The following is a 13,086-nucleotide window of genomic DNA, read 5'->3' as shown; positions in this document are numbered from 1 at the left end:
TGTTTATCAATACCTGATTTCGGCGTGTACGGAATACCCGATACACCATGCTATGATCTCGCCCGCTCACCACAACCGCGACGCGCAAGCAAGGGGTATATGTCAACCATTTCTGAAACGCGCCTGGATTCAGGCACACGCAACGCAGGGTTTCCGCAACGTGCCGGCTATTGGCTTTGCCTGGGCATGGCGTGCTTCGCATGGCATAACAGTTATGCCCTCAGCCTCTCCGATGCGGTGGCACTGGCACGCAGCGGCGATCCGACTTTCCTGGGTGCGCAGGCGAATCTCGCGGTGGCACGAGAACGCGCCAACCAGGCCTTCGCCAATGTTTTGCCGCAGGTCAACGCTTCCGCCGGCGTCAACGCGAACCATCGCGTATATACAACCCGCACTACCCCCAGCACGACTTATGACGATAAGTTCGCCAGCAATTCCGCGCAGATCAACCTGACCCAACCGCTCTGGCGCAGCGCGAACCGCGCGGCGATCACGCAATCGGATGCGGCGCTTGCGCAAGCCGAATACCAGTTGGCGGCGGCGGATCAGGATTTGCTGGTGCGTCTGGCGCAAGCCTGGTTCGATGTATTGTCGGCGCGCGATCAACTGACATTTATCCATGATCAGGTCAGCACGGCGCAGCAGGAACTGGATCAAACCGCACGCGCTACGGCGCTTGGCATTCTCGGCCAGCCATCACGCGAGGAAGCGCGCATGAAATACGATCAGGCCGTGGCGGAACGCACCGCAGCGGAAGCGGATCTGGCGGTAAAATTCGCGGCGCTGGAGCAGATCATCGGGCCTGCAATTTTCCCTGCGCTACCAGCCTTGTCGGATCAATATCCCCTGACTGATTTGAAAGATGACACGCTGGAGCGCTGGCTGGGCGGGGCGGATTCCGACAACCCGGCTATCCGCGCAGCACTCTCGGCGCTGGAAGCTGCGAACGCAGAGATACGCAAACAGCGCGCCGGGCACGAGCCGACGGTGGATATCGTCGGCTCGTATGGAAAAAACGCGCAAGGCAGCGGCACGTTCGGGGGCCAGGGCGGTTATGACAGCACCACCGGCAGCATCGGTTTGCAGTTCAACCTGCCGCTATATTCCGGTGGCGGACAAAGCGCGAAGGTACGCGAAGCCGTCGCCCTGCGCGCAAAGGCGCAACAGGAACTGGAGTCGGCGCGACGCAATGCGCGCAGCCAGGGCAAGCAGGCCTGGTACGGCTGGCTGGCCAGCCGGTCGCGTCTGGTGGCGGCCCGGCAGGCGCTTCAATATGCCACGCTGAATCTTCAGTCCGCGCGCTCCGGCGTAGCGACCGGGATCAAGACAGAGTTGGACGTACTCAAAGGGCAACAGCAACGCTATGGCGCGCTGCGCGACCTGGCCCGCGCGCGCTACGAAAGCACGCTCAATCATTTCCGCCTCAAAGCCAGCATCGGGCAATTAATGGATGAGGATCTGGTGAGCCTGGATCAATGGCTGGTGCAAGCTCCGGAGCAATAGCATCCCCACTCATCTCGAGTGAGCTATAGAACTGCTTCGGACAAAGATGGGATGGGGCGCCAATCTTTATTTACTACATCAAAACGACGACAAGCAGCTTCCCTGGAAAAGCATGATGTCGTGTAGAAAAACGCCTGCCGCTTGATTTACTTGGGGCCGGGAGGGGACTAAACCCCACACCGGTACCAACAGGGGAGATTTTGAGTCACTGCCCATTCCGCTGGAAATCATCGGCATAGCGCGCTAAACTTCCACTAAAGCCAAATCGTACATAACCCGTAACCCATTATCGGCGCGGGACGATTCTGGATTGCAGAAGGAAACGATCATGAAAACCGAACTTTCCCCCGCTATGGAAAAGAGGCTGGCGAAGCTGGCGAAAGCCGCAGGCCGCACGCCAGCGGAAATGCTCCCCTACGTCATGCAGGACGGCTTCGAATTCAATGAAGACTTTGTCCGCAAGGTGAATGAAAGTATCGCCGAAGCCGACGCAGGAAAGACAGTACCCCACGCCCAAGTCGTGAAAGAAATCGAAGCCATCATCCAGCAACATGGCCGCCCGAAAAAGGCAGCTTGAGTGGACGGCGGCGGCCTTGACAGAGTTCGCCGAGGCAATGAACTACTACGCCGAGCGCAATCCCAGAGCCGCCAGGCGTATGACGGATGAAATTCTCACCGCTGTAGAATTACTGATCGCTGAACCCGTGGCCACCCCCGGCAGACCCGGTAAGGTAGCCGGAACATCCGAGCGCATCCTGAGTCGCCGCACTCCCTTCGTTATCGTGTATCGTGAACTGACTGGCAACGCTGGTGGAGTGCAAATTCTTCACGTCATCCACCACGCCAGAAAATACCCGTGAAAGCTTGCGCACCAAGGCTGCAACCGATCTGTTGAATATCTGCCTCACGCTCAAAAGCTGTTAGGTCGTCCCACAAGGGGAATGACCAAGCATTGTATTTGAAAGGCATTTGAAAGCGGGAGAAAACTGCCAAGCCCGAGAAGGCTAAAGTCAAAAAACCCGCAAAAGTTCTGGTGCCGGGAGGGGGACTCGAACCCCCACACTGTTACCAGCGGCGGATTTTGAGTCCGCTGCGTCTACCGATTCCGCCATCCCGGCCAGGAGAGGTGAAACAAAGAGGGCGAATTATCCTCGAAATGCCTGCGGGCGGCAATGCTCAATGATGACAAGGTATAATCGCGCCTTGTTTTGAGCCTTCTCCTATGCGCACTACCGATTTCGATTTCTCCCTGCCCGACGAACTCATCGCCCAGTTTCCGCCCAGCTCACGCTCGTCCAGCCGCCTGTTGCATCTGGATGGCGCCAGCGGGCAGCTTGCCGACCGCCTGTTCACCGGCCTGCCCGCCTACCTGCGGCGCGGCGACGTGATGGTGTTCAACGATACGCGCGTGATCAAGGCGCGCCTGTATGGACGCAAGGCCAGCGGCGGGCAGGTGGAGCTGCTGATCGAGCGCGTCACCGGCGACCACGAAGCGCTGGCGTTCATCCGCGCCAGTCACGCGCCGCAGCCGGGCAGCACGCTCAGTGTGGCGGATGCGGTGACGCTGACGGTGCTGGCGCGCGAGCACGATCTTTACCGGCTGCGTTTCGATGGCAGCGCGAGCGTGCTGGACGTGCTGGAGCAATATGGTGCGCTGCCGCTGCCGCCCTATATCGAGCGTGCTGCCGACAGTGCCGACGACGCGCGCTATCAGACGGTGTATGCGCGCCACCCCGGTGCGGTGGCCGCGCCCACGGCCGGGCTGCATTTCGATGAAGCCATGCTGGCGCAACTCGACGCGATGGGGGTGATCCGTACCCACGTTACCCTGCATGTCGGCGCGGGAACATTCCAGCCGGTGCGCGTGGACGATCTCGCCGAGCATACAATGCACAGCGAGCGCTATACCATCCCGCAAGCCACGGTGGATGCGATTGCCCAAGCCAAGGCGCAGGGCGGCCGCGTGCTCGCGGTGGGCACCACCAGCCTGCGCGCGCTGGAAGCCGCCGCGCAGTCGGGAACCTTGATCGCAGGCGCAGGCGAAACCAGCATTTTCATCACCCCCGGCTATCGGTTCAAAGTGGTGGAACGCCTGCTCACCAATTTCCATCTGCCCAAATCCACGCTGGTGATGCTGGTGTCGGCCTTTGCCGGGCTGGACCATATCCGCCACGCTTACGCCCACGCGGTGGCCGAACGCTACCGCTTTTTCAGTTATGGCGACGCAATGCTGATCGAAAGAAAAGACCATGGAATTTAAGCTGCACAGCACCGATGGCCTGGCCCGTCGCGGCACGCTCACACTCGCCCACGGCGCGGTGGAAACGCCCGCCTTCATGCCGGTCGGCACATACGGCACGGTCAAGGCCATGTCGCCGCTGGAGCTCAAGGAAATCGGCGCGCACATCGTGCTGGGCAATACCTTTCACCTGTGGTTGCGGCCCGGGCTGGAAGCCATTGAAGCGCACGGTGGACTGCACCGTTTTATGGGCTGGGATCGCCCCATCCTGACCGACTCGGGCGGGTTTCAGGTATTCAGTCTGGGGGCGCTGCGCAAGATTACCGAGGAGGGGGTGAAATTCGCCTCGCCGCTGAATGGCGACCGGTTGTTCCTGACGCCGGAAGAATCCATGCGCATTCAGAAAGTGCTCAACTCCGACATCGTGATGATTTTCGACGAATGCACGCCCTACCCTGCCGAACCTGACGCGGCGGCGTATTCCATGCGCCTGTCGCTGCGCTGGGCGGAGCGCTCCAAGCTTGCCCATGCAGGCAACCCGAATGCGCTGTTCGGCATTGTGCAGGGGGGAATGTACGAAGACCTGCGCGACGAATCGCTGCGCGAACTCGCCGCCATGGATTTCGACGGCTATGCCATCGGCGGACTTTCCGTGGGCGAGCCCAAGGACGACATGCGCCGCATCCTCGCCCACACTGCACCGCAGTTGCCGCAACACAAGCCGCGCTACCTGATGGGCGTGGGCACGCCGGAAGACATTGTGGCGTCGGTGCAGCATGGCGTGGATATGTTCGACTGCGTGCTGCCCACGCGCAACGCGCGCCACGGCATCCTGTTCACCCGGCATGGCGACCTGCGCATCAAGAACGCGCGCTTTCGCACCGACATCGCACCGGTAGATGCGCAATGCGGCTGTTATTGCTGCCGCAACTTCAGCCGCGCCTATTTGCACCATCTGATCCGCTGCGGCGAGATTCTCGGCGCGCGCCTGGCCACCCTTCACAACCTGCACTACTATCAGGAATTGATGGCCGGGCTGCGCGCGGCGATCGAAACAGGTACATTAGGCGACTTCGTTGCCGGCTTCCACGAGCAGCGCGCGGGCTCATGTTAGAATGCCCCGATTTATTCAAGGAGTAAAACCATGCTGATTTCCAATGCTTTCGCTGCAGCCCCGGCGTCTTCCCCTACCGACGCGCTGATGAGCTTTTTGCCGCTGGCGGTTATCGCGGTATTGTTTTTCTTCATGATCATCCGTCCGCAGATGAAGCGTGCCAAAGACCTGCGCAGCATGCTTGAATCGCTGCAAAAGGGCGATGAAGTCGTCACCAGCGGCGGTCAGGTGGGCAAGATCGTCAAAATCGGCGAGCAGTTCATCAGCCTGGAAATTGCCGATGGCGTGGTCACACACGTACAGAAAGCCACCGTACAGACTCTGCTGCCAAAAGGCACCATCAAGGGGCTGTAATCCGGCTCTGTAATACTCATACCAAGTTTGTCCTCATAAGGCCGCGCCGTGAACCGATTCCCGCTCTGGAAATACATCCTCATCGCAGTTGTGCTGGTTGTCAGCGTGCTGTATACGCTGCCCAATTTTTATGGCGAAGTGCCGGCGGTGCAGGTATCGCCCACACGCAGCGCCATCAAGGCCGATGCCACCCTGATGCAGCAGGTTGAGGACGAGCTCAAGGCGCAGAAGATCCCCTATACCGGCGCGTTTCTCGATGCCAACAGCGTCAAGGTACGCTTCGCCAGCAATGACGCCCAGCTCAAGGCCAAGGATGCGCTTCAGGCGCGTTTCGGCGATGGCTACAGCGTGGCGCTCAACCTGCTGTCGGCCTCGCCCGCCTGGCTGACGGCGATTGGCGCCAAGCCCATGTATCTGGGCCTGGACTTGCGCGGCGGCGTATATTTCCTGATGCAGGTGGATATGCCGGCAGCCCTGGACAAGGCCGCCGACCGCTACAACAACGATCTGCGCATACAGTTGCGTGAACAGAAAATCCGCTACAACGGCATCAGTCGCGTGGGGCAGACCGTCGAAATGAAATTCAGCGACGCCGCCTCGCGTGCACAGGCCAGCAAGTACATCTCCGCCAACTTTGCCGATCTGGCCCTCACCGAACAGGATGGCGGCGGCGACTACAAGCTGATCGCCGCGCTGCGTCCGGAAGCGCAGAAACGCACCCAGGATTTTGCCGTTCAGCAGAACATCACCACCCTGCGCAACCGCGTGAATGAACTGGGTGTGGCCGAGCCCATCATCCAGCAGCAAGGACTGGACCGCGTGGTGGTGCAACTGCCCGGCGTGCAGGACACCGCCAAGGCCAAGGAAATCCTGGGCCGCACTGCCACTCTGGAAATTCGCCTGGTGGATGAGGAGCACGATGTCACTGCCGCGCTGCAAGGCCAGATTCCATTCGGCGATGATCTCTATATCGAGCGCAGCGGGCAACCGCTGCTGGTGAAAAAGAATGTGGTGCTGACCGGCGATTACATCACCGACGCTTCCCCCGGCTTCGACCAGCAATCCGGTCAGGCCGCGGTGCATGTCAATCTGGACAGTCGCGGCGCGCGTATCTTCAAGGATGTAACGCGTGACAACGTGGGCAAGCGCATGGCCATCTTGCTCATTGAAAAGGGCAAAGCCGAGGTGATCACCGCACCGGTGATTCGCGAAGAAATCGGCGGCGGCCGGGTGCAGATCACCGGCATGGAATCGGCTCAGGAGGCCTCCGACGACGCGCTGTTGTTGCGTGCCGGTGCGCTGGCCGCCCCCATGAATATCGTCGAGGAACGTACTGTCGGCCCCAGCCTGGGTGCCGACAACATCAAAAAAGGCTTCCACTCCAATCTGTGGGGTTTTGCTGCAGTGGCGCTGTTCATGATGATTTATTACCGGGTGTTCGGTGTTTTCTCCACCGTCGCGCTGGCAGTCAACGGCCTGTTCCTGGTGGCGCTGTTGTCCATGATGCAAGCGACTCTGACGCTGCCGGGTCTGGCAGGTATCGCACTTACCCTGGGTATGGCGATTGATGCCAACGTGCTGATCAACGAGCGCATCCGCGAGGAACTGCGCAACGGCAATTCACCGCAGGCTGCCATCCACGCCGGTTACGATCGTGCCTGGGGCACCATTCTGGACTCCAACATCACCACCCTGATTGCCGGCGTGGCGTTGTTCTGGCTGGGATCCGGGCCGGTGCGCGGATTTGCCGTGGTGCTGTGCCTGGGTATCCTTACCTCCATGTTCAGCGCGGTGACGGTGTCGCGCGCCATGGTCAACCTCAGTTATGGCCGTAAAGTACGTCTGGCCAAAGTGTCCATTTAAGGTATCCGTCATGGAATTTTTCAAGCTCAAAAAAGACATCCCGTTCATGCGCTACGGGAAGGTGACCACCGCCATTTCCCTGCTCACCTTTGTCTTCGCAGTGTGGGCGCTGGCGACCGAGGGGCTGAATCTGGGCGTGGACTTCACCGGCGGCACGGTGATGGAAGTGGCTTACACCCAGCCCGCGCAGCTGGATAAAATCCGCGCCACGCTGGAACACACCGGGCTGCCGGAAGTTTCGGTGCAGACCTTCGGCACCACGCGCGACGTGCTCATCCGCCTGCCGCTGAAAGGCAACACCACCAGTTCCAAGACCAGCGATACGGTGATGGCGGCGCTGAAGGCGCAAGACCCCGCGGTGGAACTGAAACGCGTCGATTTCGTCGGCCCGCAGGTCGGCAAGGAGTTGTACGACAACGGCGCGCTGGCGCTGGTGGTGGTGGCGATCGGCATTCTGATCTACCTGGCGTTGCGCTTTGAATGGCGCTTCGCGCTCGCCGCCATCATCGCCAACGTGCACGACGTGGTCATCATCCTCGGCTGTTTCGCCTTCTTCCAGTGGGAGTTCACCCTCACCGTGCTGGCCGGCGTGCTGGCGGTACTCGGCTACTCGGTGAACGAGTCGGTGGTGGTGTTCGACCGGATCCGCGAAAACCTGCGCAAGATGCGCAAGACCTCGATCCCCGACATCATCGACAGTGCGATCACCACCACCATGAGCCGTACCATCATCACCCACGCCATGACCCAGATGATGGTGCTGTCGATGCTGTTCCTGGGCGGCGAAGCGCTGCACAACTTCGCCCTGGCACTCACCATCGGCATTATGTTCGGCATCTACTCGTCGGTGCTGGTAGCCTCGCCGATACTGCTGATGCTCGGCGTCAAACGCGAGCACTTCATCAAGGACAACAAGCCCAAAGAAGGCGTAGCCTCCGACGGCGCGCAGGTCTGATTTCATGGAGATGCTGCATGAATTCATTACCTGGCTACTCGCCACCGTCCATGGCTGGGGCTATGCCGGCATCTTCATCCTGATGGCGCTGGAATCCACCGTGCTGCCGATACCGTCCGAACTGGTACTGATCCCGGCGGGCTATCTCGCCTACCAGGGGCACATGAGCCTGCCGCTGATCCTGATCAGTTCCACGCTCGGTTGCCTGTTTGGCGCCTCGATCAACTACGCTTTCGCGCTGTGGGTAGGGCGGCCGTTCCTGGAACGCTACGGCAAATACTTCTTCGTGCGCCCGGCGCTGCTGCACAAGACCGACGTATTCTTTGAACGCCACGGCAAGATTTCCACCTTCACCGGCCGCCTGATCCCCGGCATTCGCCACCTGATCTCGTTGCCTGCCGGACTGGCGCGCATGAACAAGACCGCGTTTGCGCTCTATACCTGTCTCGGCGCCGGCCTCTGGTCGACTGTGCTCACCCTGCTTGGCTATTTCATCGGCGGCAATGAACTGCTCCTCAAGGAATACCTGCAATACCTCAGCGTGGGCGTGATCATCTTCGTCGTCCTGGCAATTACCGCTTACTGGCAGTGGCAACAGCGCAACGGCAAATAAGCCCGCCTCCCTCACACGCCACGGCCTGCCCGTGTGGTGCGCCGCAAACCTTTGCATCCTGCTGCGGACGCTACCTCGCAGGGGAACCCGCACCCACGGCAGAGGCGCTGATGCGCTCGCGCTACACCGCCTTTACGTTGCAGGATGAAGCCTACCTGCTGGCCAGCTGGCATGCGTCCACCCGCCCCGCTTCCCTTGATTTGCATGACGCGCCGCAACCAAAATGGCTGGGCCTGAAAATCATCGCCCACGCAACCCAGGATGAAACCCATGCCACGGTGGAATTTGTGGCACGCAACAAACTGGCCGGGCGCGCACAACGGCTGCATGAGGTGAGCCGCTTTGTGTTTGAAGATGGCTGCTGGTATTACCTCGACGGCGAGACACCGCCGCGGATTCCAGTTCAAAACCGCTAGTGGTTCCAATCAAAGCGCGCCGCCGGACGGATTGACCTCATCGCATGAGGAACCAAACCCCTTTCAGATGTAATCCTGAGATAAGCTCACATACGCCCTTCTACACTGTAGATTTTGGCGTCATCCGATCTGACTTTCAGTTTGGGTGGCTCTAACGAAAAATCAAAACCAGAATAATAATGAGCACTATAGTACCGATGCCAATATACATTTTTTACCTCCATCTCATAGCCCACCCTCGGCGAGGGTAATCAAGCACGAGTTAGGTTCCATTAAAGTATTCGCTCTTGATGATGTCTGTGCGCCAGCATACTTAGTGCGATCAACCTGACATCGGCCCGTTACTCGGTCAGATTCCAGCCAGAGCGCAAACGCTGTCTCTTTAGCTCTCGACCGCTTGCACCCCATGCAAGTACGCGTTCCGGCAGGGCGCCATAACGAAAATGAAGAAGAATTTGGAATGTGATTGAGAAATGTCGGACGGGTCGCGAATGGCTGGCTAGTGCCAGGTGTCGACCTTCAGCCGTCTGAAATTGCACGGCTGCTTCGGTGTGCGAAGCGGGCATTGGCGAGTAAAATGTCTGAAGATCGCTAACCAGCTGCAGCCAGTCATGGCTGTCGTCGGATAGCGGCCGTCCAGATAACATCACCAAAATGTTGCCAGCAATCAACCGCCTTACTATAATATCAACCGTAAGGACAAAAGGAGATTGAAATGTCAAGCGATGCCACCCTTACCAGTAAGGGTCAAACAACAATTCCCAAGGAAATTCGGGATAGTCTTTCCATGAAGGCCGGAGACCGGATGACGTTCACGTTAATGCCAGACGCCACAGTAGTCATGCGGGTGAAGACTAAGAGCATCACCGAACTAGCGGGCGCGCTACACAAGAAGGGTCGCAAGCCCGTTCCGGTTGAGCAGTTGTCGCGGTGATGCTGGGGGTCGATACCAATGTTCTCGTTCGCTTTCTGGTTCGAGATGACGAATCACAGTTTGAGAAGGCACGAAAGCTGATCAAGCGTGAAGTCGCGGCAGGGCGTCGTGTTTTCGTAAGTCAGTTGGTTATCCTGGAAACCGAATGGGTGCTACGTAGCCGATACAGCCTGCCGAAGAATCTGATCATTGAAGCAATCTCGGGCTTGCTTGATGCGGCGGATGTTCGATTTGAGGATGAGCCTGCCGTCGAGGAAGCTCTTTTCATCTGGAAGGATACGACTGCCGATTTCGCTGATTGTCTGATCGGTGCTCAAAATCGACGGCTTGGATGTCGAGCGACGGCAACCTTCGATGTGAAGGCTTCCAAGTTGCCTGGATTTATAGCAGCCTAGCGATAATCGGCGAAGCGTGGTCACATCGCGTTTACTAGAGGCGTTCCTGGCCTGCCCCTTCAAGTGCCATCTGCTATCCGAGGGGGAAGTCCCTGGCGGCACCGAATACTCAGCATGGGCCGCCGCGAGGGACGAATCCTACCGACGCGATGGCGTCAGAAAACTGGCCTCTCAAGAAGTGGGGCCATGCATCGCGTCGGCGGAACCCGGCCTCTGGAAACGCGAGTCCTGGCAGTTCGCCGTCGCTAAAACCGTAAGGGCCGAAGGCTGGGAGGCCGAGATTGCGCTGATCCAGCGGCTCCCACAGGCAGGGGCATCGTCCCGATTTGTACCTATCCGTTTCGCTGCTAACAACAGGCTGTCTGCTTCCGACAAAACCATGGCCGCATTCGAGGCGATCTCTCTCGCAAAGGCTTTTGGCGCGAAGACCGGCGCGGCGAAAATAGTGCACGGCGACAAACCGGCGACGATTTCTGTGAATGCCGCCGTGTTGTCTCGCGCGGTGCACAGAAAGGTCTCCCAGGTCGCAGCACTGCTGTCCGCTGATTTGCCGCCGGTGGCCGTTCTCAACCGGCATTGTCCGGAATGCGGATATCAGGACCGGTGCAGGAAAGAGGCGGTGGGCACAGACGATCTGAGCCTTCTCTCCAATCTGACCGGGAAGGAACGAGCAAGATACAGAGGCAAAGGCATCTTCACAGTGTCCCAATTGGCATACACCTTCCGTCCGCGCCGCCGTTCCAAGCGCTTGGCAGCGAGGCCGGAAAGGTACCACCACGCGTTGAAAGCCCTTGCCATCCGCGAGCAGAAAATCCATGTCGTCGGTAAGCCGGTTATGCCCGTAGACGGCACGCCCGTGTTCATCGACGTTGAGGGACTCCCCGATCGCAACTTCTACTACCTCATCGGGATTCGCGTAGAGGAGCCGGGCGGCACGGAACACCGATCCCTATGGGCTGACTCTTCGTCCGACGAGAAGTTGATCTGGGAGGAGTTCCTCGACATTCTATCTGGAACAGACCGACCGATTCTGCTGCATTACGGCAGTTTCGAAAAAACATTTCTGAAAAAGATGTGCGAACTATACGGCGGGCCTCCGGAACCTTCCGCCGCAGCGACAGCCATCGCGTCCTCTACTAACCTTCTTGCCGTGATTTACGCACGGATCTACTTCCCCGCGTATTCCAACGGGCTCAAGGAAATTGCCCGCTTTCTCGGATTCGAGTGGTCTGACCCTTTGGCCTCTGGGATCCTGTCGATCGCGTGGCGTTCCCAATGGGAAGAGTCGCGGGACGCCGGCCTTCGGGACAGGCTGATCGCCTATAACGCCGACGACTGCGAGGCCCTGAGCCTCGTCGCCCGTACCATAGCACGGATCCTGTCGCCTGAAATTCTTGCCGCCGAACCGGCTGGTGTTCCGGAGGTGGTCCATGCGGAAGAACTTGGCAGGTGCATCCTGTCGAAATGGCGGGTCTTCAAAAGCCCTTTGCTGGACATGGAGAAAATCAACGAGGCGGCGTACTGGAACTACCAACGGGACAGGGTTTTCGTGCGAACGGGAACGGAAGCGAGGCTGAACCAGAAACGGCCGAAGCGGACAAGTCGGTGCCGGAGGAAGGCGGAAAAGATCGTCATGGCGATCCCCCCATCTTCCTGCCCGGAGTGCGGCAAACGAGGCCGGACGAAAAGCCGACTTCTAACGCGAACCGTAGAGGATATAGTTTTCGGCAGGGACAGTGCGAAACGGCGCGTGGTTCAGTATATTTTCCAAGGATACCGATGCCGGAGTTGCAAGCATGAGTATGGGCTGAGCGAATGGTATCTGCACGCCCGCAAATGGGGTTAGAACGTTGTGGCTTACTTCGTTTACAACGTCGTGGGGCTGCGCATACCACAACTCACCATGCAACATAGCCTCAAGCGGCTTTTCGGCTTTAATCTGGCGCGGAGCACGCTGAATAATCTCAAGATCAAATCCGCTGATCGTTATTCGTTCGCTAAAAGTAAGATTCTGGAACGGATCGTTAGCGGGGATCTCGTCCATGCCGACGAGACCCGAGCGAATATCAAAGGTCACTTGGCCTACGTCTGGGTGCTGACCAACATGACAGAGGTGGCTTATGTTCTAGCGGAGAGTCGCGAGGCCGAGATCGTCCATGATTTACTCAAGGACTTCAAGGGTGTTCTGGTGTCCGACTTCTATGCGGCCTACGAGTCCATTCCTTGTCCGCAGCAGAAATGCCTGATACATCTCATGCGCGACCTGAACGATGAGATTCTGAACAATCCGTTCGACCAGGAAATGAAGTCGATCTGCACGGGATTTACCGGATTGCTGAAACCGATTGTGGAAACCGTCGACCGCCATGGGCTAAAGAAGCGTTTTCTCCGGAAGCACTTGGCCGACGTCGACAGGTTCTTCGGATTTCTCGACGCCACGCAATTCACCAGCGAGGCAGCTTTGAAGTGCAAACAGCGGTTCGAAAAGAACCACGACACGCTTTTTACATTCCTGCGTTACGATGGCGTACCTTGGAACAACAACAACGCCGAGCATGCCATCAAGGCATTCGTAAGGCTGCGCGATGTGATCGCTGGAACATCGTCTAGATAGTGTCGTCACGAGATAGCGAGCCAAAGCACCAAGCAGCGTATGCGGACTGCGGCCAGGAATGAGGAAGCGTTTTTAACGTAGCGCGT

Annotated in this window: 14 protein-coding genes, 1 tRNA gene and 1 pseudogene; 14 read left to right on the top strand and 2 right to left on the bottom strand. The window is 58.6% G+C overall.

Annotation, left to right across the window (positions count from 1 at the left end; all coding sequences use genetic code 11):
* Window positions 1-99: 99 nt before the first annotated feature.
* The 3 genes from EI185_RS13310 to EI185_RS13300 all read left to right on the top strand — a co-directional run bounded on the left by EI185_RS13310 (window position 100) and on the right by EI185_RS13300 (window position 2,363).
* Window positions 100-1,503 (top strand): TolC family outer membrane protein, encoded by a 1,404-nt coding sequence (locus EI185_RS13310; RefSeq protein WP_124705641.1) that lies wholly within the window; start codon window positions 100-102, stop codon window positions 1,501-1,503.
* Window positions 1,504-1,831: 328 nt separating this feature from the next.
* Entirely contained in the window at window positions 1,832-2,080 is a 249-nt protein-coding gene (locus EI185_RS13305) for a CopG family ribbon-helix-helix protein (protein ID WP_124705640.1), read from the top strand.
* Between the two features lie 16 nt (window positions 2,081-2,096).
* Window positions 2,097-2,363 carry a type II toxin-antitoxin system RelE/ParE family toxin gene (locus EI185_RS13300; RefSeq protein WP_189836412.1) on the top strand — a complete coding sequence of 89 codons (267 nt, stop codon included), beginning with the start codon at window positions 2,097-2,099 and terminating at the stop codon, window positions 2,361-2,363.
* Between the two features lie 171 nt (window positions 2,364-2,534).
* On the opposite strand, the gene EI185_RS13295 is transcribed toward EI185_RS13300, so the two are convergent.
* A tRNA-Leu gene (locus tag EI185_RS13295) sits at window positions 2,535-2,621 on the bottom strand.
* A gap of 104 nt (window positions 2,622-2,725) precedes the next feature.
* On the opposite strand from EI185_RS13295, the gene queA reads away from it, so the two are divergent.
* The 11 genes from queA to EI185_RS13240 all read left to right on the top strand — a co-directional run bounded on the left by queA (window position 2,726) and on the right by EI185_RS13240 (window position 13,000).
* On the top strand, window positions 2,726-3,763 hold the full coding sequence (gene queA, locus EI185_RS13290) for a tRNA preQ1(34) S-adenosylmethionine ribosyltransferase-isomerase QueA (RefSeq protein ID WP_124705638.1): 1,038 nt from the start codon (window positions 2,726-2,728) through the stop codon (window positions 3,761-3,763).
* Complete coding sequence (gene tgt / locus EI185_RS13285) at window positions 3,753-4,856, top strand: tRNA guanosine(34) transglycosylase Tgt (protein ID WP_124705637.1); 1,104 nt, start codon at window positions 3,753-3,755, stop codon at window positions 4,854-4,856. Before queA ends, tgt begins: the two co-directional genes overlap by 11 nt.
* 30 nt (window positions 4,857-4,886) lie before the next feature.
* The gene (gene yajC, locus EI185_RS13280; protein WP_124705636.1) at window positions 4,887-5,210 is read left to right on the top strand and encodes a preprotein translocase subunit YajC; all 324 of its coding nucleotides are present in this window, start codon (window positions 4,887-4,889) and stop codon (window positions 5,208-5,210) included.
* A gap of 48 nt (window positions 5,211-5,258) precedes the next feature.
* Complete coding sequence (secD, locus tag EI185_RS13275; RefSeq protein ID WP_124705635.1) at window positions 5,259-7,073, top strand: protein translocase subunit SecD; 1,815 nt, start codon at window positions 5,259-5,261, stop codon at window positions 7,071-7,073.
* A 10-nt stretch (window positions 7,074-7,083) separates the two neighbouring features.
* A complete protein-coding gene (gene secF, locus EI185_RS13270) occupies window positions 7,084-8,028 on the top strand; it encodes a protein translocase subunit SecF (RefSeq protein WP_124705650.1) in 945 nt (314 codons plus the stop codon).
* A 4-nt stretch (window positions 8,029-8,032) separates the two neighbouring features.
* Window positions 8,033-8,641, top strand: coding sequence for a DedA family protein (locus tag EI185_RS13265; RefSeq protein WP_223247835.1), 609 nt, complete (start codon window positions 8,033-8,035; stop codon window positions 8,639-8,641).
* The gene (locus tag EI185_RS13260; protein ID WP_223247834.1) at window positions 8,617-9,057 is read left to right on the top strand and encodes a YchJ family protein; all 441 of its coding nucleotides are present in this window, start codon (window positions 8,617-8,619) and stop codon (window positions 9,055-9,057) included. The genes EI185_RS13265 and EI185_RS13260 overlap by 25 nt, the downstream gene beginning before the upstream one ends.
* 715 nt (window positions 9,058-9,772) lie before the next feature.
* Entirely contained in the window at window positions 9,773-9,991 is a 219-nt protein-coding gene (locus EI185_RS13255; RefSeq protein WP_124705634.1) for an AbrB/MazE/SpoVT family DNA-binding domain-containing protein, read from the top strand.
* Window positions 9,991-10,386, top strand: coding sequence for a type II toxin-antitoxin system VapC family toxin (locus EI185_RS13250; protein WP_124705633.1), 396 nt, complete (start codon window positions 9,991-9,993; stop codon window positions 10,384-10,386). Before EI185_RS13255 ends, EI185_RS13250 begins: the two co-directional genes overlap by 1 nt.
* A gap of 16 nt (window positions 10,387-10,402) precedes the next feature.
* Complete coding sequence (locus EI185_RS13245) at window positions 10,403-12,232, top strand: TM0106 family RecB-like putative nuclease (protein WP_124705632.1); 1,830 nt, start codon at window positions 10,403-10,405, stop codon at window positions 12,230-12,232.
* Between the two features lie 6 nt (window positions 12,233-12,238).
* Window positions 12,239-13,000, top strand: coding sequence for an IS66 family transposase (locus EI185_RS13240; RefSeq protein WP_124705631.1), 762 nt, complete (start codon window positions 12,239-12,241; stop codon window positions 12,998-13,000).
* A 5-nt stretch (window positions 13,001-13,005) separates the two neighbouring features.
* On the opposite strand, the pseudogene EI185_RS13235 reads toward EI185_RS13240, so the two are convergent.
* Window positions 13,006-13,086: pseudogene (locus tag EI185_RS13235) on the bottom strand (IS5/IS1182 family transposase); the annotation flags it as partial.

Source organism: Sulfuriferula multivorans (assembly GCF_003851125.1).
In the GTDB taxonomy this organism is placed as follows: domain Bacteria; phylum Pseudomonadota; class Gammaproteobacteria; order Burkholderiales; family Sulfuriferulaceae; genus Sulfuriferula; species Sulfuriferula multivorans.
Note: the sequence above shows the minus strand (reverse complement) of the source record. Positions and strands in the feature narration are given on the sequence as shown.

Excerpts from the sequence above, each read along its gene's own strand:
- EI185_RS13265 (WP_223247835.1), top strand. The coding sequence starts at position 8,033 with ATGGAGATGCTGCATGAATTCATTACCTGGCTACTCGCCACCGTCCAT.
- queA (WP_124705638.1), top strand. The coding sequence starts at position 2,726 with ATGCGCACTACCGATTTCGATTTCTCCCTGCCCGACGAACTCATCGCC.
- EI185_RS13250 (WP_124705633.1), top strand. The coding sequence starts at position 9,991 with ATGCTGGGGGTCGATACCAATGTTCTCGTTCGCTTTCTGGTTCGAGAT.
- EI185_RS13310 (WP_124705641.1), top strand. The coding sequence starts at position 100 with ATGTCAACCATTTCTGAAACGCGCCTGGATTCAGGCACACGCAACGCA.
- EI185_RS13255 (WP_124705634.1), top strand. The coding sequence starts at position 9,773 with ATGTCAAGCGATGCCACCCTTACCAGTAAGGGTCAAACAACAATTCCC.
- tgt (WP_124705637.1), top strand. The coding sequence starts at position 3,753 with ATGGAATTTAAGCTGCACAGCACCGATGGCCTGGCCCGTCGCGGCACG.
- EI185_RS13305 (WP_124705640.1), top strand. The coding sequence starts at position 1,832 with ATGAAAACCGAACTTTCCCCCGCTATGGAAAAGAGGCTGGCGAAGCTG.
- yajC (WP_124705636.1), top strand. The coding sequence starts at position 4,887 with ATGCTGATTTCCAATGCTTTCGCTGCAGCCCCGGCGTCTTCCCCTACC.
- secF (WP_124705650.1), top strand. The coding sequence starts at position 7,084 with ATGGAATTTTTCAAGCTCAAAAAAGACATCCCGTTCATGCGCTACGGG.